The organism is Methylobacterium sp. Leaf117, assembly GCF_001422985.1.
Lineage (GTDB): Bacteria > Pseudomonadota > Alphaproteobacteria > Rhizobiales > Beijerinckiaceae > Methylobacterium.
Genome location: NZ_LMNL01000037.1, coordinates 138,259 through 163,319, shown reverse-complemented (window position 1 = coordinate 163,319; position 25,061 = coordinate 138,259). Strand labels below are relative to the sequence as shown.

General features: G+C 71.2%; 29 protein-coding genes. 22 read left to right on the top strand and 7 right to left on the bottom strand.

Features of this window, described 5'->3' with window-relative positions:
• From ASF57_RS27085 to ASF57_RS21015, 6 genes are all read left to right on the top strand, one after another.
• Positions 1-543: DNA translocase FtsK (locus ASF57_RS27085; protein ID WP_280138770.1), on the top strand; the 543-nt coding region annotated here is incomplete at its 5' end.
• Between the two features lie 360 nt (positions 544-903).
• Positions 904-1,854: an outer-membrane lipoprotein carrier protein LolA gene (locus ASF57_RS21035; RefSeq protein ID WP_056487019.1), complete on the top strand. Its 951-nt coding sequence runs from the start codon at positions 904-906 to the stop codon at positions 1,852-1,854.
• 221 nt (positions 1,855-2,075) lie between these two features.
• Positions 2,076-3,359, top strand: a complete 1,284-nt coding sequence (serS, locus tag ASF57_RS21030; RefSeq protein ID WP_056487016.1) for a serine--tRNA ligase — start codon at positions 2,076-2,078, stop codon at positions 3,357-3,359.
• Complete coding sequence (gene surE, locus ASF57_RS21025; protein ID WP_056185331.1) at positions 3,359-4,138, top strand: 5'/3'-nucleotidase SurE; 780 nt, start codon at positions 3,359-3,361, stop codon at positions 4,136-4,138. Before serS ends, surE begins: the two co-directional genes overlap by 1 nt.
• Positions 4,139-4,171: 33 nt before the next feature.
• A complete protein-coding gene (locus ASF57_RS21020; protein WP_056487013.1) occupies positions 4,172-4,828 on the top strand; it encodes a protein-L-isoaspartate O-methyltransferase in 657 nt (218 codons plus the stop codon).
• Between the two features lie 119 nt (positions 4,829-4,947).
• Positions 4,948-6,363, top strand: a complete 1,416-nt coding sequence (locus ASF57_RS21015) for a M23 family metallopeptidase (RefSeq protein ID WP_056487010.1) — start codon at positions 4,948-4,950, stop codon at positions 6,361-6,363.
• Positions 6,364-6,434: 71 nt separating this feature from the next.
• Here the strand turns inward: ASF57_RS21015 and ASF57_RS21010 are convergent, their stop codons facing one another.
• Positions 6,435-7,592, bottom strand: coding sequence for a polyamine ABC transporter substrate-binding protein (locus ASF57_RS21010; protein WP_056185321.1), 1,158 nt, complete (start codon positions 7,590-7,592; stop codon positions 6,435-6,437).
• On the bottom strand, positions 7,589-7,963 hold the full coding sequence (locus ASF57_RS21005; protein WP_056487008.1) for a RidA family protein: 375 nt from the start codon (positions 7,961-7,963) through the stop codon (positions 7,589-7,591). Before ASF57_RS21005 ends, ASF57_RS21010 begins: the two co-directional genes overlap by 4 nt.
• A 270-nt stretch (positions 7,964-8,233) precedes the next feature.
• Here ASF57_RS21005 and ASF57_RS21000 point away from each other — a divergent pair, with 270 nt between their 5' ends.
• Positions 8,234-8,500: a GlsB/YeaQ/YmgE family stress response membrane protein gene (locus tag ASF57_RS21000; RefSeq protein ID WP_056185315.1), complete on the top strand. Its 267-nt coding sequence runs from the start codon at positions 8,234-8,236 to the stop codon at positions 8,498-8,500.
• A gap of 124 nt (positions 8,501-8,624) precedes the next feature.
• Here the strand turns inward: ASF57_RS21000 and ASF57_RS20995 are convergent, their stop codons facing one another.
• Positions 8,625-8,843: a DUF2892 domain-containing protein gene (locus ASF57_RS20995; RefSeq protein WP_056487005.1), complete on the bottom strand. Its 219-nt coding sequence runs from the start codon at positions 8,841-8,843 to the stop codon at positions 8,625-8,627.
• Positions 8,844-8,960: 117 nt separating this feature from the next.
• A complete protein-coding gene (locus tag ASF57_RS20990; protein WP_244477052.1) occupies positions 8,961-9,911 on the bottom strand; it encodes a DUF3108 domain-containing protein in 951 nt (316 codons plus the stop codon).
• Positions 9,912-9,976: 65 nt separating this feature from the next.
• Between ASF57_RS20990 and ASF57_RS20985 the strand changes: the two genes are divergently transcribed.
• The 6 genes from ASF57_RS20985 to phnE (ASF57_RS20960) all read left to right on the top strand — a co-directional run bounded on the left by ASF57_RS20985 (position 9,977) and on the right by phnE (ASF57_RS20960) (position 14,900).
• Entirely contained in the window at positions 9,977-10,651 is a 675-nt protein-coding gene (locus ASF57_RS20985; protein ID WP_056487002.1) for a DUF1045 domain-containing protein, read from the top strand.
• Between the two features lie 11 nt (positions 10,652-10,662).
• Complete coding sequence (locus ASF57_RS20980) at positions 10,663-11,295, top strand: DapH/DapD/GlmU-related protein (protein WP_056486999.1); 633 nt, start codon at positions 10,663-10,665, stop codon at positions 11,293-11,295.
• A gap of 89 nt (positions 11,296-11,384) precedes the next feature.
• Positions 11,385-12,185 (top strand): phosphonate ABC transporter ATP-binding protein, encoded by an 801-nt coding sequence (gene phnC, locus ASF57_RS20975; RefSeq protein WP_056486994.1) that lies wholly within the window; start codon positions 11,385-11,387, stop codon positions 12,183-12,185.
• 29 nt (positions 12,186-12,214) lie between these two features.
• Entirely contained in the window at positions 12,215-13,141 is a 927-nt protein-coding gene (gene phnD, locus ASF57_RS20970) for a phosphonate ABC transporter substrate-binding protein (RefSeq protein WP_056486991.1), read from the top strand.
• Positions 13,142-13,173: 32 nt separating this feature from the next.
• Entirely contained in the window at positions 13,174-14,052 is an 879-nt protein-coding gene (gene phnE / locus ASF57_RS20965; RefSeq protein ID WP_056486988.1) for a phosphonate ABC transporter, permease protein PhnE, read from the top strand.
• Positions 14,049-14,900: a phosphonate ABC transporter, permease protein PhnE gene (gene phnE, locus ASF57_RS20960; protein ID WP_056486984.1), complete on the top strand. Its 852-nt coding sequence runs from the start codon at positions 14,049-14,051 to the stop codon at positions 14,898-14,900. Before phnE (ASF57_RS20965) ends, phnE (ASF57_RS20960) begins: the two co-directional genes overlap by 4 nt.
• Before the next feature lie 43 nt (positions 14,901-14,943).
• Here the strand turns inward: phnE (ASF57_RS20960) and ASF57_RS20955 are convergent, their stop codons facing one another.
• Positions 14,944-15,852 (bottom strand): LysR family transcriptional regulator, encoded by a 909-nt coding sequence (locus ASF57_RS20955; protein ID WP_056486981.1) that lies wholly within the window; start codon positions 15,850-15,852, stop codon positions 14,944-14,946.
• Between the two features lie 89 nt (positions 15,853-15,941).
• Between ASF57_RS20955 and ASF57_RS20950 the strand changes: the two genes are divergently transcribed.
• The gene (locus tag ASF57_RS20950) at positions 15,942-16,385 is read left to right on the top strand and encodes a PACE efflux transporter (protein ID WP_056486977.1); all 444 of its coding nucleotides are present in this window, start codon (positions 15,942-15,944) and stop codon (positions 16,383-16,385) included.
• Here the strand turns inward: ASF57_RS20950 and ASF57_RS20945 are convergent.
• Entirely contained in the window at positions 16,325-17,368 is a 1,044-nt protein-coding gene (locus ASF57_RS20945; protein WP_244477051.1) for a hypothetical protein, read from the bottom strand. The two genes, ASF57_RS20950 and ASF57_RS20945, sit on opposite strands and share 61 nt — an antisense overlap.
• Positions 17,369-17,758: 390 nt before the next feature.
• The gene (gene phnF, locus ASF57_RS20940; protein ID WP_056486974.1) at positions 17,759-18,505 is read right to left on the bottom strand and encodes a phosphonate metabolism transcriptional regulator PhnF; all 747 of its coding nucleotides are present in this window, start codon (positions 18,503-18,505) and stop codon (positions 17,759-17,761) included.
• Positions 18,506-18,638: 133 nt separating this feature from the next.
• On the opposite strand from phnF, the gene phnG reads away from it, so the two are divergent.
• Genes phnG through phnN form a run of 8 tightly spaced genes read left to right on the top strand, consistent with a single transcriptional unit; the run spans position 18,639 to position 24,958 of the window.
• A complete protein-coding gene (phnG, locus tag ASF57_RS20935) occupies positions 18,639-19,082 on the top strand; it encodes a phosphonate C-P lyase system protein PhnG (RefSeq protein WP_082504250.1) in 444 nt (147 codons plus the stop codon).
• Positions 19,082-19,750, top strand: a complete 669-nt coding sequence (gene phnH, locus ASF57_RS20930) for a phosphonate C-P lyase system protein PhnH (protein WP_082504248.1) — start codon at positions 19,082-19,084, stop codon at positions 19,748-19,750. The genes phnG and phnH overlap by 1 nt, the downstream gene beginning before the upstream one ends.
• The gene (locus ASF57_RS20925) at positions 19,741-20,862 is read left to right on the top strand and encodes a carbon-phosphorus lyase complex subunit PhnI (protein ID WP_056185280.1); all 1,122 of its coding nucleotides are present in this window, start codon (positions 19,741-19,743) and stop codon (positions 20,860-20,862) included. Before phnH ends, ASF57_RS20925 begins: the two co-directional genes overlap by 10 nt.
• Entirely contained in the window at positions 20,859-21,776 is a 918-nt protein-coding gene (locus tag ASF57_RS20920; RefSeq protein ID WP_056486967.1) for an alpha-D-ribose 1-methylphosphonate 5-phosphate C-P-lyase PhnJ, read from the top strand. The genes ASF57_RS20925 and ASF57_RS20920 overlap by 4 nt, the downstream gene beginning before the upstream one ends.
• Positions 21,776-22,546 (top strand): phosphonate C-P lyase system protein PhnK, encoded by a 771-nt coding sequence (gene phnK, locus ASF57_RS20915; protein ID WP_056185275.1) that lies wholly within the window; start codon positions 21,776-21,778, stop codon positions 22,544-22,546. The genes ASF57_RS20920 and phnK overlap by 1 nt, the downstream gene beginning before the upstream one ends.
• Positions 22,543-23,262: a phosphonate C-P lyase system protein PhnL gene (phnL, locus tag ASF57_RS20910; RefSeq protein WP_056486963.1), complete on the top strand. Its 720-nt coding sequence runs from the start codon at positions 22,543-22,545 to the stop codon at positions 23,260-23,262. The genes phnK and phnL overlap by 4 nt, the downstream gene beginning before the upstream one ends.
• A gap of 17 nt (positions 23,263-23,279) precedes the next feature.
• On the top strand, positions 23,280-24,422 hold the full coding sequence (locus tag ASF57_RS20905; protein WP_056185348.1) for an alpha-D-ribose 1-methylphosphonate 5-triphosphate diphosphatase: 1,143 nt from the start codon (positions 23,280-23,282) through the stop codon (positions 24,420-24,422).
• Positions 24,422-24,958 (top strand): phosphonate metabolism protein/1,5-bisphosphokinase (PRPP-forming) PhnN, encoded by a 537-nt coding sequence (phnN, locus tag ASF57_RS20900; protein ID WP_200935907.1) that lies wholly within the window; start codon positions 24,422-24,424, stop codon positions 24,956-24,958. The genes ASF57_RS20905 and phnN overlap by 1 nt, the downstream gene beginning before the upstream one ends.
• Positions 24,959-25,061: the final 103 nt, after the last annotated feature.

Genomic DNA, 25,061 nt, shown 5'->3' with positions numbered 1-25,061 from the left:
GAGATGGGCGCCGAGCAGCTGCTGGGCCAGGGCGACATGCTGTTCATGGCCGGCGGCGGGCGCACGACGCGCGTGCACGGTCCGTTCTGCTCGGATTCCGAAGTCGAGAGCGTGGTCGCCCACCTCAAGCGCCAGGGCCGGCCGTCCTACCTCGAGGCCGTCACCGCCGACGACGGCAGCGGCGACGAGAAGCCGACCAAGGGCGCGAAGGCGGACAAGGCCGACCGGGCCGAGAAGGCCCCGTCGAACGAGATCGAGGACACCGACGCCCCGATCTTCGACGCCGGCGCCTATGCGAGCAGCGGCGGCATCGATCCCGGCGCCGAACTCTACGACCAGGCGGTGCAGGTGGTGATGCGCGACCGCAAGGCCTCGACCAGCTACATCCAGCGCCGCCTCCAGATCGGCTACAACCGCGCCGCCTCGATCATGGAGCGGATGGAGATCGAGGGCATCGTCGGCCCGGCCAACCATGCCGGCAAGCGCGAGATCCTGATGGAGGGCGGCCACGCCGCTTCCGGCATGATGGATTACGACGATTGAGCCACAGACCTCGCGTACCGGACCCTGTCCGGCACGATCCGTCATCCCGGGGCCGCGTCGCGGAGCCCGGGATCCGGACACATGGGGTGCGCAAAATTTGACGCTGTCGGCGGTTCCGGATCGCGCGCCGCTGGCGCGCCCCTTCGGGGCCGGGCTCGCCTGCGGCGCCCCGGAATGACGGTGGGGCGCCATCGGCATCGCGCTTCCTGGACTGCGTGGGGGGCGTCGCTGGCTTCGGGATCGTCCGGTGTCCTGCCTTCGGTCGATGCCCGATCCCACCCGTCGCATATTCGCCACAGGGCCGGCTTCTAAGCGGGCGTCGCCCGCACAATCCGTGAATCGCCTCAAGGGAGCGTCCCGATGATCGGCCGCCGTCACCGCCTCGCCGCCGGTCCGCTGCTCGTCCTGGCGGCGGGTCTCGCCCTGCCGCAGCCGGCCTCCGCCCAGGTCTCCTCGTTCCTCGACGGCCTGTTCGGCCGCAAGGAGCAGCCGGCCCCCGCGCCGGAACCGGAGCCCGAGCCCGCCCCGGCGGCTCCCGCCGCCCCGCCGAAGAAGCCCGTGGCCCAGGCGCCGAAGGCCGCCAAGCCGTCGGACAAGGTGGCCGCCGACAAGGCCGCTGCGGCCAAGGCCAAGGCGGAGTCCAAGTCCGCTGATTCGAAGTCCACCGATCCGAAGGCCGGCGATCCGAAGGCTGGTGCCAAGGTCGCGGCCGTGGGCGCGCCCGCCGCCGCCATCGCGCCGGAGGCGGACGACGCCACCGTGATCGCGCAGGCCAACGCCTACTTCAACGGCATGACCACGCTCACCGGCAACTTCATTCAGATCGGCCCGGACGGGCGCCGCATCGGCGGCAAGCTGACCCTGGCCAAACCCGGCCGCCTGCGCTTCGACTACGACCAGCCCTCCCCCCTGGAGATCGTGGCCGACGGGACCTCGGTGGCGGTCAAGGACCGCAAGCTCGGGACCCAGGACCTCTACTTCATCTCGCAGACGCCCCTGAAATTCCTGCTGCGCGAAAAGATCGACCTCGCCCGCGACCTCTCCGTGATCGACGTGGCCAACGATCCGGGCGGCCTGCGCCTTTCCCTGGAGGACCGCTCCACGCTGGGCGGCACCTCGAAGATCCAGCTGTTCTTCGATGCCGAGGTGAAGACCCTGAGCCAGTGGCGGATCACCGATCCGCAGGGCTACCAGACCACGGTGCAGCTCTCGAACCTGCAGAAGGGGCGCGCCGTGGAGGGCAATCTGTTCTTCATCAATTACGGCCGCGCCGAGGACAAGGCGGCCGAGCGCCAGATCCGGGCGCAGTAGCGCGTCGGGATCCAAACCTCCCGTGGTGTCCCGGCCCGAATTCCAAGACGCCGGTTTTGCCGCCCGCGTCGTCTTTCCGGGCCCTGCTTCGCAGTCCCGGAAAGACGACGCCGTTCGTCTGAGATTCGGTCCCATGAGCGGGGCCGGCATGGCCCACCCGACCTTGTCGGGCCGGGGCCGATGCGGCTAAGCGTCGGGCTCGCATCGTACGAGCCGAGCCCATGCACGACATCCGCGCCATCCGCGAGAACCCGGACGCCTTCGATGACGCCCTGCGCCGGCGCGGGCTGGCGCCGCTCGCCGTCGAACTCATCGACCTGGACGACCAGCGCAAATCCGCGATCTCGGCCGCGCAGGCCAACCAGGAGCGCCGCAACGCCCTGGCCAAGGAGATCGGCGGCGCCAAGAAGGCCCGGGACGAGGCCCGGGCGCAGGACCTCATGGCCGAGGTCGCCCGCCTGAAGGACGCGGCACCGGCCCTGGAGACGGCCCAAGCGGAGGCCGCCAGGACGCTCGACGACCGCCTCGCCGCGATCCCGAATCGCCCGAACCCGGAGGTGCCCGAGGGCGCCGACGAGCACGGCAACGTCGAGTACCGCCGCTTCACGGCCCACCGGCCGCAGCTTGCCACCGGAAAGCAGCATTTCGAACTCGGCGAAGCCTCCGGCCTGATGGATTTCGAGGCCGCCGCGCGGATGTCCGGCGCCCGCTTCGTGGTGCTGAAAGGCCAGCTCGCCCGCCTGGAGCGGGCGCTGGGGCAGTTCATGCTCGACCTGCACACGGGCGAGCACGGCTACACCGAGGTGGCGCCGCCGATCCTGGTGCGCGACGAGGCGATGTTCGGCACGGCGCAGTTGCCGAAGTTCCGGGACGACCAGTTCCAGGCGGGCGAGCACTGGCTCATCCCCACGGCGGAAGTCCCCCTCACCAACCTCGTCCGCGAAAGCATTCTGCACGAGGAGGAGCTTCCCCTGCGCTTCACCGCCCTGACCCCGTGCTTCCGGGCCGAGGCCGGGTCGGCGGGGCGCGACACCCGCGGCATGCTGCGCCAGCACCAGTTCAACAAGGTCGAGCTGGTTTCGATCACCAATCCGGAGCAGTCGGCCGCGGAGCACGAACGCATGCTCGGCTCGGCCGAGGCGGTGCTGAAGAAGCTCGACCTGCCCTACCGGATCATGACCCTCTGCACCGGCGACATGGGCTTCGCCTCCCAGAAGACCTACGACATCGAGGTCTGGATGCCGGGCCAGGAGACCTTCCGGGAGATCTCGTCCTGCTCGGTCTGCGGCGACTTCCAGGCGCGACGGATGAACGCGCGCGTCCGTGCCCGGGACGGCAAGGCGGTCCAGTTCGTCCATACCCTCAACGGGTCCGGCGTCGCGGTCGGCCGGGCGCTCATCGCCGTGATGGAAAACTACCAGAACCCGGATGGCAGCGTCACGGTGCCGTCGGTGCTGAAGGCCTATATGGGCGGGATCGACCGGATCGAGGGGTTCAAGAGCTGATGCGCATTCTCGTCACCAACGACGACGGCATTCACGCGCCGGGGCTCGAGACCCTGGAGGGGATCGCCCGCGCCATCTCGGACGACGTCTGGGTGGTCGCACCCGAGACCGACCAGTCCGGCGTGTCGCACTCGCTGTCGCTGAACGACCCCCTGCGCCTGCGCCAGGTCGCCGAGAAGCGCTTCGCCGTGAAGGGTACGCCGTCCGACTGCGTGATCATGGGCGTGCGCCACATCCTCAAGGACCACGGGCCGGACCTCGTGCTCTCGGGCGTCAACCGCGGCCAGAACGTCGCCGAGGACGTGACCTATTCGGGCACCATCGCGGCGGCGATGGAGGGGACGATCCTCAACGTGCGCTCCATCGCGCTGAGCCAGGCCTACGGGGCCGGCGGGCGCGGCGCCATCAAGTGGCACTGCGCGGCCGAGCACGGCCCCGGGGTCGTCCGCAAGATCCTCGACATCGGGATCGAGCCCGGCATCGTCGTCAACGTGAACTTCCCGGATTGCGAGCCGGAGGAGGTCGTGGGCACGGCCGTGACCGCGCAGGGGTTCCGCAACCAGGCCCTGCTCCAGATCGATGCCCGCCAGGACGGGCGCGGCAATCCCTATTTCTGGCTCGCCTTCGCCAAGGCCACCTTCCAGCCCGGCCACGGCACCGACCTCAAGGCCATCGCGGAGAAGCGCATCTCGGTCACGCCGCTGCGCCTCGACCTCACCGATGAGCCGAGCCTGACGCGCTTCGCGCAAGGGTTCTCGGCGCAGGGCTTCGCCGCGTAGGGCGACGGGCGCGGAACCGGTCGAGAGCCAGCCATGATGCACGAGGGCTCGATCGAGGACGCGGCCTTCGTCATGGCCCTGCGCGGCCGTGGCGTGCGCGACACCGACACCCTGCGGGCGATGGAGCGGGTGCCGCGCGAGCGCTTCGCCCCCGCCCATTACCGCGACCTCGCCCGGCGCGACCTCGCCCTTCCGCTGCCCTGCGGCCAGACCATGACGGCGCCGACCACGGTGGCGGCGATGCTGAAGGCGCTGGCCCTGCGCCCGGGCGCCCGGATCCTCGAGATCGGCACCGGCTCGGGCTACGTCACCGCCCTGCTGCTGCGGCTGGGCGCCGCCCATGTCCACAGCCTCGAGCGCTACGCCACCCTGGCGGACGACGCCCGCGACAACCTGGTGCCAGAGGACCGGGTGCTCGCCGACATCATCCTCGGGGACGGCCTGCATCCGGCGACCCTGCGGGGGGCGGAGCCTTTCGACCGCATCCTGCTCAACGGAACCGTCCCGGCGATTCCCGACCACTTCGCCGGCCTGCTCGCACCCGGCGGACGCCTCGTCGCCCCGGTCGGGCGGCCGGAGGCGGCCGGCCTCGTCACCTGGACCCGGATGGCGGACGGCAGCCTCGAAAATCGCCCCGGCGCGGCCCTGCGGCTCGCTCCGCTCACCCCCGGCCGCGCTTGCGTCCTGTAGGCCGAAAGGTTTCCGCGCCGGTCCGATCATCGCGCAAACGTGGTGAATCGGAACGGTTGCTTAACCTGAATCCGGTTTGAATGACGTCATCAAGTTGCGTCAGGCAAACAGGTGCGTCGATGCGGGTTCGCGGGACTGGTCGGGGATTGAGGACGCTGTCGCGTTTCGCTCTCATCGGTGTGATTGGAGGCGGTGCGGCCGCCTGTTCTTCGGATGCGTCCCGTTTGGGCGATCCTTTCGGCAACCCCTTCGCCTCGAACCTGTCGAGCGAGCCCGCCGCGACGGGCAGCCTGCCGGAGGGCGAGATCGCCCCGGCACCGGTGGTGCGGACCAGCCGCATCCAGTCCCAGGCCCTCGGGGCTCCGGGCGCGGGCATGTCGCCCCGCCCGATGGCGGCGGCTCCGGTCGCGGCCCGCCCCCAGACCACCCGCCTCGCCTCCACCGAGCCGGTTTCGGGGGGCATGAGTTCCGGCGGCGGCATGACGGCGTCGGCGGTGTCGGGCATGAACCCCGATGCGGCCCGGATGAGCACCCGCGCCGCCCCCGCCGCACCGGCCCCGAAGATGATCGACCGCGCCGCCGAGAAGCGCGCCGCCGAAGCCCGCCGCGAAGCCGAAGCCGCCGAGGCCAAGCGCGAGGCCGAGGCCGCCAAGCTCACCGAGGCCCGCAGGCTCGTGGAAGCCGCCAAGGCCGCCGAGGCCCGCAAGAGTGCGGAGAAGACCGCCGAGAAGGCCGCGGGCGCCGCCAAGCTCGCCGAGGCGCGCCGGACCGCGGACAAGGCCGCCGAGGCTGCCAAGCTGGCCGAGGCCCGCAAGGGCCATGTCCGACCCGGACAGGTCGCCAAGGCCGACGACAAGCCGGTCCGCAAGATCGAGATCAAGGACGCCAAGGCCGAAGTGAAGGCCGATACGGCCAAGGCCGATGCCGCCAAGGAGGCCGCGAAGGAGGCGTCCAAGAAGGCGAAGGCCGCCGAGGCCGAGGCCAAGCTCGCCGAAGCCAAGCTCGCCAAGGCGGAAGCCGCCAAGGACGCGGCCCGCAAGGTCGCCGAGGCGAAGGCCGCCGAGACCGCTGCCAAGGACAAGGAAGCCACGAAGGCGCCCGTGAAGGTCGCCGCAGTGGAGCAGCCCAAGGCCGAGCCGGCCAGCACCGGGTCGGTCGCCGCTCCCGAGCAGTCGTTCCGCTGGCCCGCCAAGGGCCGGGTGATCTCCGGCTACGGCACCTCCGGCAACGAGGGCATCAACATCTCGGTGCCCGAGGGCACGGCGGTGAAGGCGGCCGAGGACGGCACCGTGGCGTATGCGGGCTCCGACGTGAAGGGCTACGGCAAGCTCGTCCTGGTGCGGCACTCCAACGGCTACGTCTCGGCCTACGCCCACAACGGCGAGCTCGACGTGCGTCCGGGCGAGAAGGTGAAGCGCGGCCAGACCATCGCCAAGTCCGGTGCCTCCGGCAACGTGACCTCGCCCCAGCTCCACTTCGAGATCCGCAAGGGCGCGACCCCGGTCGACCCGATGCCGCACCTCGCCAGCAACTGAACGTCGCCATCCCGGTTCGGACAGGAGAACGGCGGCCCCGCGGGGCCGCCGTTGCGCGTTTCAGCCGGGCCTCAGCGCCCGGTGCGCACCCGGGTCCAGCTCCGGGTGACGAAGCGCTGGGTGCGGTCGTCCCAGGCGGTGTTGGTGGACAGGCGCTGCATCGTCGCCTCGTCCGGGTAGATTCCGGTATTGGCCAGGATCTCGGGCTTGACGAATGCCTTGGCCGCGCCGTTGCCGCTGGCATAGGAGACGAAGTTGGTGTTGGCCGCCGCCACCTCGGGTCGCATCATGTAGTCGAGGAAGCTGTGGGCCTCGGCCGGATGGGGCGCGTCCTTCGGGATCGCGAAGGCGTCGAACCACATCAGCGCGCCCTCGCGCGGAATAAAGTAGCCGATCTCGACGCCGTTCTTGGCCTCCTCGGCGCGCTTGCGGGCCTGCATCATGTCGCCGGAATAGCCGACCGCGAGGCAGAGGTCGCCGTTGGCCAGCCCGTTGATGTATTCCGACGAGTGGAACTTGCGCACCGAGCCCCGCACCTTGAACAGCGCGTCGGTGACCTGGGAGATGTCGTCCCAGCGCTTGGAATCCGGCTTGAGGCCGTAGAACGGCAGCAGGCTCGGGATCAGGTCCTCGGGCGAATCGAGCAGCATCACGCCGCAATCCTTGAGCTTGGCCATCAGGCCCGGGTTGAGGACGAGGCTCCAGGTGTTGAGGGGCTGGTTCGCCCCCAGGCGCTCACGCACCAGGGCGAGGTTCACGCCGAGGCCGGTGGTGCCCCACATGTAGTCGACCGCGTAGGTGTTGCCGGGGTCGTAGGTGGCGAGCCGCGCGGCGATCTCGGGCCAGGCATGGACGAGGTTGGGGATCTTCGCCTTGTCGAGGGGCTGGAACACGCCCGCCCGGATCAGCCGCTGCAGGAACGGCCCGGAGGGCGCCACCACGTCGTAGCCCGAGCGCCCGGCCAGCAGCTTGGTCTCGAGGATCTCGTTGTTGTCGTAGGTGTCGTAGACGACCTTGATGCCGGTCTCCCGGGTGAAGGCCTCCAGCACCTTCGGGTCGATGTAGTCCGACCAGTTGTAGATGTTGACGACGCGCTCGCCCTTCGGCGCGGCCGTCTCGGCGCGGGCCCCGGGCAGGCCGAGCGCCAGGGCGGCGAGCGCCCCGGCGATCAGCCCTGCGGCGGAGATCCCCCCGGAGAGGAGCGCGCGGCGGGTGCCGGCTCGGATCATGCCTGTCCTTTCGCGGCGACCACCACGATCTCGACCAGGTATTCGGGGGCGGCGAGCTTGGCCTCCACGGTGGCGCGGGCGGGCGGGTTGTCCTGGGGCACCCAGGCATCCCAGGCGGCGTTCATCTCCGCGAAGGTGGCGATGTCGGCCAGATAGATCGTGGTGGTGAGGATGCGGCTCTTGTCGGTGCCGGCGGCCGCCAGCAGGCGGTCAATCTCGCCCAGGATCTCCTGGGTCTGCGCGGTGACGCCGGCGCCCACCACGGTCCCGGCGACCTGGCCGGCGAGGAACACCATGTCGCCGTAGGTGACGGCCTGGCTCATGCGGGGACCGGATTCGAAGCGCTGGATCGGCGTGGCCTGGATCGTCATGGCGGGAATACGTGCCTTTCACATGCCGGACCGGCGCCCCGTGGCGCCGGGACGTCCGGCCCAGCGTTGTGCCGCGCCGGGTGCCCGAGCGTAAAGAGGCCCGGCGCGCGATCCCTTGGACGCAACACGACAAAGTCGCGTGCCGCAGCGCAACTCATCCCACGGGTGCGGCGTTCTCACCCCAGGCAGAGGCCAAGGCGACACAGCCAGCCGTCACGGCCAGGGAAGTCCGACCCAGAGGGTTCGGCCAAAAAGTTCGAGGATCAGCTCATGGGTATCATCTGGACCATCATCATCGGTTTCCTGGCCGGTGTTATCGCCAAGTTCATCATGCCGGGCAGCAATGAGCCGGGCGGCTTCATCCTGACCACGATCCTCGGCATCGTCGGCGCCTTCGTCGCCACCTTCCTGGGCCAGGCGCTCGGCTGGTACGGGCCCAACCAGGGCGCGGGCCTCATCGGCGCCGTCGTCGGTGCCATCGTGGTCCTGGCGATCTACGGCTTCATTCAGGGCCGTCGCTCGACCACCACGCTCTGATCCCACCCGGATCCGAAAGGTCGAACGAGACGGGGCGCCTCACCGAGGCGCCCCTTTTTCGTGTCCGACGGGATTTCTGTCCGGTCGAGAGGGCGCAGAGGCCGGCCTCTGCGCCCGGTCGTTCTCAGGCCTCGGTCACGGCCTTGACGGCGCAGTGGCCGGTAGCGCCCCGGATGGCGAGGCCGGCGCCGACCACGAGGGCCGCAAGGCTGAGCCACTTGTTCGGGCGCGGCTGCGCGGCGGCGGCCGCGATGCCGAGGCCGAGGACCACCGAGACGGCGCGTTCCGTGGTGGTCAGGTTCGGGGTGCCGCTGAAGATGTCGTGGACCATCGCATTGGCCATGTCAGGCGTCTCCTGTGCTGCGTCGCGGGGCGAACGCGGCGGAGGGAGCGCCGTTCCACCACGGGGCGTGCGGCGCGGCACGACGACGTCGCGCAGGCCCGGGTTCCGGCCACGTTCCTAGCGGGCGTTCGGCAGCCGCACCGTGACGCCGGGCCGGCCGGCCTGCGCCCCACCCTGCGCCTGCGCTTCGGCGGGCGCATCGGCCGAGGCCGACGGCGGGCCGCCCCAGCGCGTCGCCTCGATGTGCACCGTGCCCCAGCCGGTGGCGACCGTGATCGACACCGGCAGCAGCAGCGTCCCGTCGAGGATCGGCGCGAAACGCACCCGGATCTCGTCGTTGTCGGCCATGCGCCGGACATTGCTGCCGCCCGAGCGGTGCCCGGAGATCGGCACCCAGCGCACCCGGCACGCGAGAGCGGGGCCCTGGTAGGCGCCCTCGGTCACCGCCACGAGAGTGCCGCGGGACAGCACCAGGTCGGCACGCGTCGCCCCGTCGAAGACGGCGATGCGCCGGTCGCACAGGCCTGGCTCCAGGGGAGCAGGGCCGAGCGGAATCGTCAGCATGGTCAGGGGATCGACCACGCCGACCCGGTCCTCCGGCGCCACCGGGACGCGGTCCGTGCGCGGGGCCGGAGGCGGCTCGACGCTGGCGCTGCGCACGCGGCCGCCGGCGAGATCCAGCGCGACCGCGACCGGCTTGCCGCCGTAGCGGCTGTCGACCCGGAAGGTGGCGGTCACCGCGCCGGTGCGGGTCGTCGATCCGGCGACCACGGCCCTGCCGGCACCGTCGAAGAAGACGCCCGCGAGCCCGTGCAGAGCCGCGTCGAGTTCGAGGGCGTAGCGGTCTCCGGCCCGCTCGACGACCAGGGTGGCTTCGCCGGCCTGCAGGTTGAGGACGCTCAACCCATAGACGACGCTGAAGCGGCGCGTGGGCGCATCGCCCGCGGCCTGCGCGCAGGTCGCGCCGGCGCCGAGCGCCAGCCCCGCCAGGACCGGGGCGTATCTGTGCCTGCGACCGGACACCGGCGTCATGCCCCAGCGCGCCAAGGGCGGCGCAACGATTGTCATATCAACGTCCGGCCCAGGTAGTATGCGCGCTTCGGCACCTCTCGCGCCGTCCGGGACACCCCTCGTTGGACCGATACGCTCTCTACTTCACGCCCGCTCCGGGCTCGGCTCTGGCCGCTTTCGGGGACGCGATCCTCGGTCCCGGTCTAGGGCTAGGTTCCGTGCCCGTGCCCGTGCCCGGGGCGCTCGCGGATCTCGTCGCCGCCCACACCGCCGCGCCGCGCGTCTACGGCTTCCACGCCACCTTGAAGGCGCCGATGCGGCTCCGTCCGGGCATGACCGAAGCCGATGTCTTCGCGGCCGCCGAGGCCCTGGCGGCGCACCGGGCGCCCCTGCCCGCCGGTCCCCTGCGGGTGGCCGCCCTCGGCGATTTCCTCGCTCTGGTGCCGGCAGCAGCGCCCCCCGCCCTCAGCCTTCTCGCCGCCGAGTGCGTCGCCGCCCTTGATCCCCTGCGCGCGCCCCTGACCGACGCCGAGCGGGCCCGCCGCCGTCCCGAACGCCTCGACCCGCGCGGCCGGGCGCTGCTGGAGCGCTGGGGCTACCCGCACGTGTTCGAGGCCTTCCGCTTCCACATGACGCTGACGGAGCGGCTGAATCCGGAGGCGCGGGCGGCCGCCCTGCCCGTTCTGGCCGAGGCCGCCGCCGGTCTTCCGGACCTCGTGATCGATGGGGTCAGCGTGGTCGGACAGGCCGGCGCCGCGCCGTTCCACCTGTTGCGCCGCCTCCCCTTCCGCCCCTGAAGGAACACCCGATGGTCTCCGACCGCCTCGGCCTCGAACCGGCCGTCCACCCCACGGCTCAGCTCTGGGATTGCCGCCTCGGCCGCTACACCGAGGTCGGCGCGCGCACCCGCCTCAGCGAGACGCATCTCGACGATTATTCCTACATCGCCGAGGACGGGCAGGCGAACTATGCCACTGTCGGCAGGTTCTGCTCGATCGCCTCGCACGTGCGGATCAACCCCGGCAACCACCCGATGGAGCGGGCCTCGCAATCCCACTTCACCTATCGGGCCAGCGCCTACTGGCCGGGGGAAGCGCAGGACGAACCGGCCTTCTTCGCCCGGCGCCGCGCCCTGCCGGTCACCATCGGCCACGATGTCTGGATCGGCCACGGGGCCGTGATCCTGGCCGGGCGCACCGTCGGCACCGGGGCGGTGGTGGGCGCCGGCACGATCCTGACCCGGGATGTCGCACCCTACACCATCGTGGTCGGCAATCCGGGCCGCGTCGTGCGCCGCCGCTTTCCGGAAGCGATCGCCGAGCGTCTGCAAGCTTTGGCCTGGTGGGACTGGGACCACGCGCGCCTGGGCCGTGCCATGCCAGACTTCCGGTCCCTTGGTATCGAAGCTTTCCTCGAGCGCTACGAAGGCGAAGACACCTGACTCCGTCTTTCGTTTAGCCGAACAACTGTCATGAACCTGTCGCGCGGGACGGGTTTACCGACGTTCATCGTGAATAGCCGGATACCCGCATGCTGATCCTCGAAGATCTGACGCGCCGCTACGGCGACCGCCGCGCCGTGGACGGCGTCTCGCTCGCCATTCCCCGGGGCCGCTTCGTCGGTGTGATCGGGCGCTCCGGGGCCGGCAAGTCGACCCTGCTGCGGATGATCAACCGCCTGGCGGAGCCGACCGGCGGCCGCATCCTGTTCGACGGCCTCGACGTCACCGGCCTCAAGGGCCGCGACCTGCGGCGCTGGCGCACCCGCTGCGCCATGATCTTCCAGCAGTTTCACCTCGTCGGCCGCCTCGACGTGCTCAGCAACGTCCTGATGGGCCGGCTTTCCGAGGTGCCCCGGCACCGCTCGCTGCTCAAGCTCTGGTCCGAGCGTGAGCGCGCCCTGGCGCTGGCCGCCCTCGACGCCTTCGGCATGGGCGACTTCGCCGGCCACCGGGCCGACCAGCTCTCCGGCGGCCAGCAGCAGCGCGTCGCCATCGCGCGGGCGATGATGCAGGCCCCCGACCTGATCCTGGCCGACGAGCCCGTGGCCTCCCTCGACCCGCGCAACACCCGCATCGTCATGGACGCCCTCGCCGAGGCCAACCAGCGCCACGGCATCACCGTGCTGTGCAACCTGCATTCCCTCGATCTCGCCCGCACCTATTGCGACCGCCTCGTCGGCCTCGCCGATGGCCGTCTCGTGTTCGACGGCGCCCCCGCCGACCTGACCGAGGACGTCGCCCGCCAGCTCTACGGGCTGGAGGCCGGCGAGGTCATGGACGCGCCCGCGCCCGCCCGCCGCGCGCCCTACCCTGCCGCCCTCGTCGCCTGATCCTGAAGTCAACCATCCGGAAGATTGCCATGCTGACCCGTCGATCCCTCGCCGGAGCCCTCGCGCTCGCCCTCCTCGCCGCTCCCGCCGCCGCGCAGGACTGGAAGGTGGCCTATCCGGAACTGACCCTGGCGGTGATCCCCGCCGAGAACGCGTCGGGCACCACCGATCGCTACGCGCCGATGACCGCCTATCTGTCGAAGGCCCTCGGCGTGCCGGTCAAGCTGCGCATCGCCAACGACTACGCCGCCGTGATCGAGAGCCAGCGCGCCGGCAACGCCCAGCTCGCCTTCTACGGCCCCGCCTCCTTCGCCCGCGCGGTGATGACCGGCGTCAAGGTCGAGCCCATCGTCAACCAGCGCCACAACACCGGCGCCTCGGGCTACTACTCGGTGATCTACGTGCGCGCCGACAGCCCCTACAGGACGATCGAGGACCTGAAGGGCAAGAACCTTGCGCTGGTCGACCCCAATTCCACCTCCGGCAACCAGGCGCCGCGCTTCTTCCTGAGCAAGGCCGGCTACCCGGTCGACACCTTCTTCGGCAAGACCGTCTATGCCGGCAGCCACGAGAACGCGGTTCTCGCCCTGGTGCAGGGCACGGTGGACGCCGCCGCCAACCTCTACAACACCGACACCGACACCATGGTCACCCGCATGGCCGCCAAGGGCATGCTGAAGAAGCCAGCCGGCACGCCGATGAGCCAGGCCGATTTCCGCGTGGTGTTCAAGTCCGACTTCCTGCCCGAGGGCCCCTTCGCCATGCTGTCGAGCCTGCCGGACGCCTTGAAGACGACGATCCGCGATGCCCTGGTGGCCCTGCCCACGGCCGACAAGGCGGCCTTCGACCGGCTCTCGGACGGCAAGGACCAGGGCCTCACGCCCGTGACCCTGAAGGACTACCAGCCGGTCATCGAGATGCTGAAGTTCAACGACGACCAGCGCCGCAAATCGTGAGCGCACCCCGTGTGAGCCGCCGGTGACGGCCGATGCCTGAGCGGATCACGCCCTTGCCCCCGGACCGAGCCGCCCTTCTGGCGGGGGCCTATGACGGCGCCGTCGCGGCGACCCGGCGCCGGATCTGGGCCGGCCTCGCCGTGCTCGCGGTCCTCACCGCCCTCGCCGCCCAGGCGGCCGAGGTGCGCCCGCTCGTGCTCGCGGCCCATATCGGCCGGTTCACCGACTACATCGTCCAGATCCTGCCCCACCTGACCCTGGGGAACCTGCGGGGCGATCTCGCCGAATGGTACTGGGGCTGGCCGAAATGGCTGGCGCTTCTGGGCGAGACCCTGCTGATGGCCTATCTCGGAACCCTGTTGGGGGCGATCGCCGGGTTCTGCCTGTGCTTCTCCGCCGCCGCCAACGTCACGGGAAGCCGGACGACCTGCTTCCTGGTGCGGCGCGGGCTCGAATTCTGCCGCACGGTGCCGGAGATCGTGTTCGCGCTCCTGTTCGTCATCGCCTTCGGCCTCGGGCCGATGGTGGGCGTGCTGGCGCTGGCGATCCACAGCACGGGGGCGCTGGGCAAGCTGTTCTCGGAGGTCGTCGAGAACATCGACCTGAAGCCGGTGGAGAGCCTGACCGCGGCCGGGGCCGGGCGGATCGAGACCCTGCGCTTCGCCGTGCTGCCGCAGGTGCTGTCGAACTTCGTCTCGTACGGGCTGCTGCGCTTCGAGATCAACGTGCGGGGCGCCGGCGTCATGGGCTTCGTCGGGGCCGGCGGCATCGGGCAGGAACTGCTCGTGGCGATCCGCAACTTCTACTACGCCGACGTCAGCGCGATCCTGGTCCTGATCATCCTCACCGTGATGGCGATCGACCTCGGCACCGAGCGCCTGCGCCACCATCTCCTTGGAAGCCTGCGATGACCGGTCCCGACCTGAGCCCGGCCGAGATCGCCGCCCTGCGGCAGCGCTTTCCGGAGAGCTTCCGCCCGGCCTGGCGCGGCCGCCTCGTCGCGGGCCTGGCGCTCGCCGCCCTCGCGGCGCTGTCGGGCTACGCGCTGGTGCGCCTCGATTTCTCCGCCGCCCGCCTGCTCGCCGGCCTCGGCCGCCTCGGCGAATTCAGCCTGCTGATGCTGCCGCCGGAGGCCGGCGGACGGGCCTGGACCTTCCTGCAGGCTTTGGCCGAGACCCTCGGCATCGCCTTCATCGGCACGCTGACGGCGGCCCTCGTGGCCTTTCCGATCGCATTCCTGGCCGCCCGCAACGTCGTGCCGAACCCGTTCGTGCATGTCACCGTCCGGCGCGGCCTCGACGTGGTGCGCTCCGTCGACGTGCTGATCTGGGCGCTGATCTGGATCAACGTGGTCGGGCTCGGCCCCTTCGCGGGGGCGCTCGCCATCGCGTGCGCGGATGTGGGGGCGCTCGGCAAGCTGTTCTCGGAAGCCGTCGAGACCGTCGACGGCAAGGCCGGCGAGGGCGTCTCCGCCTCCGGCGGGGCCGAATTGCACCGCATCCGCTTCGGCCTGATTCCCGCGGTGCTGCCGGTACTCGGCAGCCAGGTGCTGTACTTCTTCGAATCGAACACCCGCTCGGCCACCATCATCGGCATCGTCGGCGCGGGCGGCATCGGCCAGTACCTCACCGAGCTGATCCGCGTCCTCGAACTGCGCCAGGTCGCCTTCCTGATCCTGATGATCCTCGTCACCGTGGCGATCATCGACGCCGTCTCCGGACGCCTGCGCCGGGCCCTGATCGGCGGCGCGGCGCGCTGAGGCCGAACCCCGAACCCCGAACGCCGAATCCCGGCCTCCCCCGTCAGCCCGGCAGGCTGTCCCCCGAGACGGGGCCGATCCGCTCGGCCGCGAAGCGCGCGCGCAGCCAGGCGGCGGCGGGGCCGCAGGGCCGCTGCTTGTGCCAGACCAGTTCCAGGGCGATCGGCCAGTCGCCCGCGTCGAACTGCAGGTCCGGCGTGACGAGGTACGGCGCCGTCAGCGACGAGGCGATGACGTGGTCGGTGACGAAGGCCCAGCCGATCCCGTGCTTCACCAGCTCCAGGATCACCCAGTGGCTCTCCACCCACCACACCTCGGCGGCCACCCGCAGGCGGCGCTTCTCCGGCCCGTCGCTGCGCGCGGCGACCAGGATCTGGCGGTGGCGCTTCAATTCCTCCCATTCCACCCGCGCCTTGGCGAGCGGGTGGTCGCGTCCGCACACGAGCTTGAGGGGCACCCAGCCGATGGTCTGGAAGCCAAGCTCCGTGGGCAGCACCTCCTGGCGCCACATCACCCCGAGATCGGCGGCGCCGGACTGCACCATGCGGCTGACATCCTCCATCAGGGGGAACAGCAGCTCGAGTTCGACGAAGGGAAAGTGCCGGGCGAAGTCGGCGAAGAGCGCGCCCAGGGCATGCTCCGGATACAGCTCGTCGATGGCCACCACGAGGCGGTTTTCCACCCGCTGCTCCAGGCTGCGGGCCACGCCGATCAGGTGCTCGCGCCGGTCGAGCACCACCCGCGCCTCCAGCAGGAGCCGCTCCCCCGCCGGGGTGAGCACCGGGTTGCGGCCCGCCCGGTTGAACAGCGTAACCCCGAGATCGGCCTCGAGATTCGCCACCTGGGTGCTGACGGCCGACTGCGCCTTCCGCAGCATTCGGGCGGCGCCGGAGAAGGACCCGGCCTCGGCCGCCGCCACGAAAGCCTGGAGCTGATCGAGCGAGACGGCCATCTATCTGATCCTCAGATACCTACTAACTTGTCGAACCGGTTATCGCAGATAGAAGACCCGCAACCAACGCGGCTTTTCGAGACCCCTTCATGCGCAGCACCCGTGACCGTATCCGCCACGCCCTCCTGTTCGAGCTGTTCGGGTTGTCCCTGATGATCCCGCTCGGCACCGTGCTGTTCGGCCTGCACGCCTCCGACATGGGGGTGATCGGCATCGGCAGCGCCCTGATCGCGACGGCCTGGAACTACGTCTACAATCTCGGCTTCGACCGGTCGATGCAGCGGCTGACCGGGCACACCCGCAAGAGTCTCCTGCTGCGGGTGGGGCATGCCGTGCTGTTCGAGGCGGGCCTGCTGATGATCCTGCTGCCGCCGATCGCCTGGTACCTCGGCATCGGCCTGATGGAGGCCTTCTTCATGGATCTGGCGATCGCGGCCTTCTACGTGGCCTACGCCTTCGTCTTCAATCTCGCCTACGATCGGGCCTTCCCCCTGCCGAACTGGGGCAAGGTCGCGGCCGGGCCGTCCGTCTGAGCGAGGGCCGTCATGCCCGCGTTCCTCTCCGCGTCCTCCTGCCTCGCGGGCGGCCTCTTCTGTGCCGCGGGGCCCTCCCCTTCCCCGGCAGGCAATACGGCCTCCGGTCGGTCGGCGACGAAACGCGCGGCGATTCCGGAGAATTCGGGCGTCCGGAGATAGCCGTAGGACTTGTGCGGGTTCGGCGTCCCGTCGGGGCGCCGATAGCCGTTGACGACCCGCTGGTCCGCGACGCCGACGCCGCGTTCGCTGGCAGCGTAGTCCGGACCCAGGGACCCCATGATGGCGACCACGTCATCGCCATCGGCCAGGTTCGTCCAGGCCGCGACGTTGTTCGGCACGCGGAGCGGGCCGTGCTCGCCCTCGAACTTGAGCTTCACCTTCGCCAGACCCAGGGGCGAGGCCGCCGTGACGAGGTGGTCGATGCGCAGGGCGGGGTCTTCCCGCTCCAGCATCCGCAAGACGTCGTAGGCGATGACCGATCCCATCGAGTGCGCCACCAGCAGGATGCGATGGCTGCGGAACGCCCTCAGGCGCTCGCTCAGCCGCGCCCGGACCCGGCGGGCGAAGTCCCGCTCGGCGTGGTAGTGCCAGAGGTCGTCGAAGCGATGCTCCAGGATCACGTCGTCCACGAGGGTGAGGCCGGTCGCCTCCTCGACCGCATCGATCCCGGCATAGATCGGCGCCAGCACGGCGTTGGCGGTGAGCACCGGCGCCGCGTCCCCGCCGGGCAGCGGGCCCGTCCCATCATAGGGCCGGTACGGCTCGCGGTTGCCGTCCTCGGACAGGGGCGCGTCGTAGCGGAGGTCGGCCCAGTAGACGAACTCGAACCGGAAGGCAGGCTCCGCGAGGCCCTGGTTGCGCGCGAGGCCCTCGCTGACCGCCGCCTTCCACCAGCGCGTCTTCTCGTCTGCGGGCGGCTTGTTCGCCAGGCCGTGGATGCCGATGACGACGCAGTCGCGCTCCATGGGTCCGCTCTCCATGGGTCCGCAAGGTTCCTCTCGACGACGGCGCGCCGGTCGCGCGCGACAAGCGGAACGCCGAGCCCCCCGGCAGGGATGCATCAGGCCGGCGGATACGGGGACGCAGGCCACCGCCAGCTCCCGAATCCGTCCGATCCGACATTCGGCTGATCGCCTCGGAGGGTGCCAGCCAGACCGCGCTTCCTCGCCGGGCGGACTCACACATCCACGTTTTGGGAAGCTCGACCACGTTTTAAGAAGCGCGACGCGTCGCTCTCCCCCTTGTGGAGAGAGGTCAGGAGTGGGGTGGTTGGGTGACCCGGCGGATCGCGGGAAGGCCCGAGATCCGCTCGGAGGAGGGCCGCGTCGCGTCGAGAGGCGTGACGATCGTAGGCGCCACGCAGGCGCCGATCACTCCACCACCAGTTCCACCCGGTCGGCGGCGAACAGGCTGCGGGTGGCCTGGATGCGAAGGCCCGCCCCGTCCACGTTCACGCTCGACAGGGCGATGAGGGTGCGGCCGGGGGCGATGTCGAGGCGCGACGCCTCCTCCGCCTCGGCGGGGCGGGCGCCGATCCGGGTCGAGAGCCGGGTGTAGTCGGCGACCCCGAAATCCGCATACGCCCGGGTGATCGAACCGCTGCCGGCGTAGGCCGCGTCGAATCCGGCAAAGCGCGGCAGCGGCAGACAGGTGCGGGCCGTCGAGATCGGCGCGCCGTCGGCCCGGTGCACGGTCAGCAATTCGAGGATCGGGACGCCGGGGGCGAGCGCCAGGGCCTCGGCCCAGCCCGCATCGGCCGGCACGGTCGCGGCGGCGATCAGGTCGCCCCAGGCCTCGCGGCCGGTGCGCGAGACGATCTCCGAGAATCGGGTGCGCGGGCCGATCGGATAGGGGATCGGCCCCTGCTCCACGAAGCTGCCCCTGCCCTGCGTGGTGCGGACCAGCCCGCCCTCGGCAAGCACGCCCAGCGCCCGGCGCACCGTGTGCCGGTTCACGCCGAAGCGCGCGGCGAGCGCCGATTCCGAGGGCAGTTGCCCCCCGGCGGCGAAGACCCCGCTTCGGATCTCCTCCGCCAGAGCGTCGGCGATCTGCCGCCAGGCCGCCAGGCCGGCGCCCCGCTGGAGGGCCGTCACGCCGGTGTCGCGCACCTCATTCATGGATGGCTCGCACGAATTGCCCGCATGACGTCCTCGAAAGCCCTTGCGTCCGCTCATCCGCTTGTCTAGACGTATAGACAGGTTTGGAGACCGATCGATGCCGAGCGCCAGCCAAACACCACCTGAGCCCCCGATGCCAGACCCCGCCGCCCGGCAACGCGCGATGGCTCGGGCCGGACAGGCCACCCTGGACGAACTGCACGCGGCCCTGGCGCAGGCCGGCGCGAACCCGGTGGCCGAGGATCTGCGCCGGCCGGAGACCGGACTGGTCATGGTGCGCGGCCGAATCGGCGGCGACGGCCGGCCCTTCAACGCCGGCGAGGCCACGGTGACCCGGGCGGCGGTGCGCCTGCCCGGCGGCGAGACCGGCTTCGCCTACCATCTCGGCCGCGACCGGGACCGCGCCCGCCTCGCCGCCATCGTGGATGCCCATTGGCAGCGCCCGGAGGCACGGCCCGCCCTCGATGCGGCCCTGGCCGCCATCGCCGAACGCCGGGCGGAGGCTGCGGCGCAGGCCGCCCGCAAGGTCGCGGCGACGCGGGTGAACTTCTTCACCCTGGCGCGGGGAGAGGATTGATGGCTCAGACTCACACCCAGGCCCTTGCCAAGACCCAGGCCGAGACTCTTTCCCAAACTCGGACTCTTGCCCGCGGCTTCGCCGATCCCGTCCATGAGGGGCAGGCGGTGTTCCGCGCCGCGATGGAGGCCTTGAGCCGGCCCGGCCGCCTCCGCCCCCTGGCCACCGCCCTGGTGCCCCCGGCGCCGCTCACGCCGGAACTCGCGGCGCTGGCCCTGGCGCTCATCGACGCCGACACGCCGGTCTGGCTCGATGCACCGCTCCGGGCCGAGCCGGCGGTCGCCGCCTTCCTGCGCTTCCACACCGGGGCGCCGCTCGTCGACGCGCCGGATCGGGCCGCCTTCGCGCTGATCGCCGATCCGGCCCGTTGCCCGGCCTTCACGGACTTCACGCCCGGCACCCCCGCCTACCCGGATGCCTCCGCCACGCTGATTCTCGCCGTCGAGACCCTGTCCGACGAAGGCGGCCCCGCCTTCGCGGGGCCGGGCATCCGCGGCACCGTATCGTTCGACGCGTCGCCCCTGCCCGCCGACTGGGCGTCGCGTTGGGCCGCGAACCACGCGGCCTTCCCCCTGGGCCTCGATCTCCTGTTCGTCGCCCCCGGGTCCCTTGCCGGCCTCCCGCGCTCGACCCGTCCCGTCGCCCCGGAGATGTCCCCATGTACGTAGCCGTGAAGGGCGGCGAAGCCGCCATCGACAACGCTCACCGGCTCCTGGCCGAGGCCCGGCGCGGCGACCCGGCGGTGCCCGATCTCGGCGTGGCGCAGATCCGCGAGCAGATGCGCCTCCTGGTCGACCGGGTGATGACCGAGGGCTCGCTCTACGATCCGGATCTCGCCGCCCTCGCCCTCAAGCAGGCCCGGGGCGACGTGGTCGAGGCGGTGTTCCTGGTGCGGGCCTACCGCACCACGCTGCCGCGCTTCGGCGCCACCGCGCCCGTCGACACCGGCGCGATGACGCTGACGCGGCGCATCTCCGCCACCTTCAAGGATCTGCCCGGCGGGCAGGTGCTGGGTCCGACCTTCGACTACACCCACCGCCTCGTGGATTTCGCCCTGGGCGACGGCGCCGATCCGGTGCCGGCCGCCGAGGCCGAGCCGGAGGCCGACGCCGCCGTCTGCCCACGGGTCACCGACCTCCTCGGTCAGGCCGGGCTGCTCGAGCCCTCGCCCCCGGACGCGGGCGCCCCCGTCGGCGACCTCACCCGCGAGCCGGTGGACTACCCCGCCGATCGGGCCGTCCGCCTTCAGGGGCTGGCGCGGGGCGACGAGGGCTTCATCCTGGCGCTCGGCTACTCGACGCAGCGCGGCTACGGCCGCACCCACCCCTTCGTCGGCGAGATCCGGGTCGGGGCGGTGGCGCTCGAATTCACGCCGGAAGAGCTGGGCTTCCCGGTCTGCCTCGGCGCGGTCGATCTGACCGAGTGCCAGATGATCAACCAGTTCCACGGCAGCGATGCGGTGCCGCCGCAATTCACCCGGGGCTACGGCCTCGTCTTCGGCCAGGGCGAGCGCAAGGCCATGGCGATGGCCCTGGTGGACCGCTCGCTCCGGGCCGCCGAGCTCGGCGAGCCCGTGGTGGTGCCGGCCCAGGATCAGGAATTCGTGCTGGCCCATTGCGACAGCCTGCAGGCGACGGGCTTCGTCGAGCACATGAAGCTGCCGCACTACGTCGATTTCCAGGCCGAACTCGATCTCGTCCGGCGCCTGCGCGCCGAGCATGCCGCCCGGGCGGCCGATTCGGTCCCGGACGAATCCGCCTGGCCGGAGGCCGCCGAATGAACCCGCAAGGTCCCCTCTCCGTCACGGTCTCGGCCGGCACCGGCTACAACTTCGCCTATCTCGACGAAGGGACGAAGCGGATGATCCGCCGGGCCATCCTCAAGGCCATCGCGATCCCCGGCTACCAAGTGCCCTTCGCCGCCCGCGAGATGCCGATGCCCTACGGCTGGGGCACCGGCGGCGTGCAGGTCACCGCCGCGATCCTGGGCGCCGCGGACGTCCTCAAGGTGATCGACCAGGGCGCCGACGACACCACCAACGCGGTCTCGATCCGGCGCTTCTTCACCGCCACCGCGGGCATCGCCACCACGACCCGCACGGCCGACGCCACGGTGATCCAGACCCGCCACCGCATCCCGGAGGCGCCGCTCGCCGAGGGTCAGGTCCTCGTCTACCAAGTGCCGATCCCCGAGCCCTTGCGCTTCCTCGAGCCGCGCGAGACCGAGACGCGCCAGCTCCACGCGTTGGCCGAATACGGCCTGATGCACGTCAAGCTCTACGAGGACATCGCCCGCCACGGCCACATCGCCACCACCTACGCCTACCCGGTGGAGGTGGCCGGGCGCTACGTGATGGACCCCTCCCCGACGCCGAAATTCGACAACCCCAAGATGGACGACTGCCCCGCCCTCCAGCTCTTCGGGGCGGGCCGCGAGAAGCGCATCTACGCGATCCCGCCCTACACCCGGGTGCGCAGCCTCGACTTCGAGGACCATCCGTTCCGGGTCCAGAGCTTCGACCGCCCCTGCGCCTTGTGCGGCGCCGAAGGCGTCTATCTCGACGAGGTCGTCCTCGACGATGCCGGCGGCCGGATGTTCGTCTGCTCGGACACCGATCATTGCGAGACCCGCCGTGTTGAGACCCGCCGTGACGAGACCCGCCGCGCCGACGGCCATACCGGAGAGGCCGCGTGATGGAACCGCTCCTGACCGTCGAAGGCCTGACCAAGCGCTACGGCCGGCGCCTCGCCTGCGACGGCATCGGCTTCAGCCTCGACCCCGGCGAGGTCCTGGCGGTGGTCGGCGAATCGGGCTCCGGCAAGTCGACCCTGCTGTCGCTCATCGCCGGCGAGGTCGCGGCCGATGCGGGCTCGGTGTCCTACCGCATGCGCGACGGCGAAACGCGTGACCTCGACGCGTTGAGCGTGGTCGACCGACGCGCGCTGATGCGCACGGATTGGGGCTTCGTGCGCCAGGACGCCACCCAGGGCCTGCGCATGGCGGTCTCCGCCGGCGGCAATGTCGGCGAGCGCCTGATGGGGGTGGGCGACCGCCATTACGGCCGCATCCGCGCCACCGCCCTCGACTGGCTCGCCCGCGTCGAGATCGCCCCCGACCGGGTCGACGATCCGCCGACGCGCTTCTCCGGCGGTATGCGCCAGCGCTTGCAGATCGCCCGCAACCTCGTCACCGCGCCCCGTCTCGTGCTCATGGACGAGCCGACCTCGGGCCTCGACGTCTCGGTCCAGGCCCGCCTCCTCGATATGATCCGGGGTCTGGTGGCCGAGCTCGGCCTCGCGGTGATCATCGTCACCCACGACCTCGCCGTGGCGCGCCTGCTCTCGCACCGCGTCCTCGTCATGCGCGCGGGCCGGGTGATCGAGACCGGTCTGACCGACCAGGTCCTGGACGACCCCCAGGCCGCCTACACCCAGCTCCTCGTCTCCTCGGTGCTCGCCGCATGACGCTTCACGCAACGATGCCCCTCCTGGTTTTCGACAACGTGGCCAAGAGCTTCACCCTGCATCTGCGCGGCGGCTCCGTGCTGCCGGTGATCGCCGACGCCACCCTGGCGGTCCATCCGGGCGAGTGCGTCGTGCTCGGCGGCGCCTCGGGGGCGGGCAAGTCCTCGCTCCTCAAGATGGCTTACGGCAATTACCGCTGCGCTGCCGGCGCCATCCGGGTCCGCGATCGCGACCGCATCGTCGACCTCGCCACGGCCGCACCGCGTGAGATCCTGGGCCTTCGCCGCACCACCCTGTCCTACGTCTCGCAGTTCCTTCGGGTGATTCCCCGTGTCAGCGCCCGCGCCGTGGTGGAGGCCGCCGGCCGCGAGGGCGGCCTCGGCCCCGAGGCGGCCCGCATCCGGGCGGGCGACCTCCTGGCCCGTCTCAACCTGCCTGAGCGCCTGTGGGCCCTGCCTCCCGCCACCTTCTCGGGGGGCGAGCAGCAGCGGGTGAACATCGCCCGCGGCCTCATCGCCGAGCGGCCGATCCTCCTCATGGACGAGCCGACGGCCTCCCTCGACGCGCAGAACCGTGCCGTCGTGGTGGACCTCATCGCCGAGAAGCGCGCCGCCGGCACCGCCATCCTCGGCATCTTCCACGATGCGGACGTGCGCGAGGCGGTGGCGACCCGGATCGTCGACGTCGCCGCCTTCCGCGGAGCGACGGCGGCATGAAGCGGGAACAGGCAAGCATGACGGACCGGGTCGAAATTCTCGAGAACGCGCGCCTGGTTCTGCCCGACCGGGTCGAGACCGGCTGGCTCGCGGCGGTCGACGGGCGCATCGCCGAGATCGGCACCGGGCGCGCGCCCGAGCGCGGCCTCGACTGCGCGGGCGACACCATCATCCCGGGCCTCGTCGAACTCCACACCGACCATCTGGAGAGCCACTACGCCCCGCGCCCCGGCGTGCGCTGGCATCCCCTCGGGGCGGTGCTGGCCTACGATGCCCAGATCGCGGCGTCCGGCATCACCACGGTGTTCGATTCGCTGCGGGCCGGCACCGATCCGGACGGCAGCGGCCTCGGCACCGAACTGGAGCTTCTGGCTGCCGCCCTGGCGGAAGCCCAAGGTGCGGACCTGTTCCGGTCCGAGCACCGCACCCATCTGCGCTGCGAGATTCCCTCCACCGACGTGGTCGGGACCGTGCGCGCCTTCGCCGAGCGCTATGCCATCGGCCTGCTGTCGCTGATGGACCATACGCCGGGCCAGCGTCAGTTCCGCGATGTGGCCAAGTACTACGTCTATGCCGGGCGCGGCGGTCGCTCCCTGGAGGAGATCAAGCTCAGCACCGAGCGCAAGATGCGCGACGGCCATGCCCTCAACGCCGTGAACCGGCCCGCCCTGGTGGCGCTGGCTCGCGAACGCGGCATCCCGCTTGCCAGCCACGACGACACCACGCTGGCCGACGTGGCGCTGTCGCGCGACGAGTCGGTGGCGCTCGCCGAATTCCCCACCACCCTGGAGGCGGCCGAGGCGTCGCACGCGGCCGGCATCACCGTGATGATGGGGGCACCCAATCTGATCCGGGGCGGCTCGCATTCGGGCAACGTCGCGGCTCATACCCTGGCGGAGGCCGGTATCCTCAGCATCCTGTCCTCGGACTACGTGCCGGCAAGTCTGCTGATGGCCGCTTTCGGCCTGTCCGAGCGCGTGCCCGGCATCAGCCTGCCTGACGCCATCGCCACCGTGACGGCCAATCCGGCCCGCGCCACCGGCCTGACCGATCGCGGCCGACTGGAATCGGGCCTGCGCGCCGATCTCGTCCGGGTCCGCCTCGCCCGGGGCGTGCCGGTCGTGCGCCAGGTCTGGCGCGCCGGCGAGCGGGTGGTGTGATGCCCGGCGGCTTCGCCCTCGTGGTCGGCCCGAGCGGGGCCGGCAAGGACACCCTGTTGCGGCTGGCGCGGGACGCGCTCGCCGGCGATCCCCGCTTCGTCTTCCCGCGCCGCCTCATCACCCGGGCGCCCTCGGCCCACGAGGACAACGTCGCCCTCACGGAGGAGGCCTTTTCCGCGGGCGCCGCCTCCGGTGCCTTCGCTCTGCACTGGCGGGCCCATGGCCTGGGCTACGCGATCCCCTCCGAGACCGTGGAGCAGGCCTGGGCCGGACGGGTGGTGGTCTGCAACGTCTCCCGCCGGATCGTTGACGAGGCTCGGCGGACCCTGCCGCATGTCGGCGTCGTCGCCATTACGGCCGCGTCCGACGTGCTCGCCCAGCGCCTGGCGGCCCGCGCCCGGCCCGAGGACGGTGATCTGCGCAGCCGCCTCGAGCGCGTCGTCCCGATCGAAGCCGCGTGCACGATCTGGAACGATCGCGACCCTGGCAGCGCCGCCGCGGCACTGATCGCCCACCTGCGCGAGCGGGCGGCCTGAACTTCAGTCGGTCCGGGGCCGAGGCCGTTCCTCCGAACGATAGAGAGCGCGGCCCTGGCGGGACCGCGCTCTTTCTCGTTTCGGACCATCGCCGGGCGCTCGC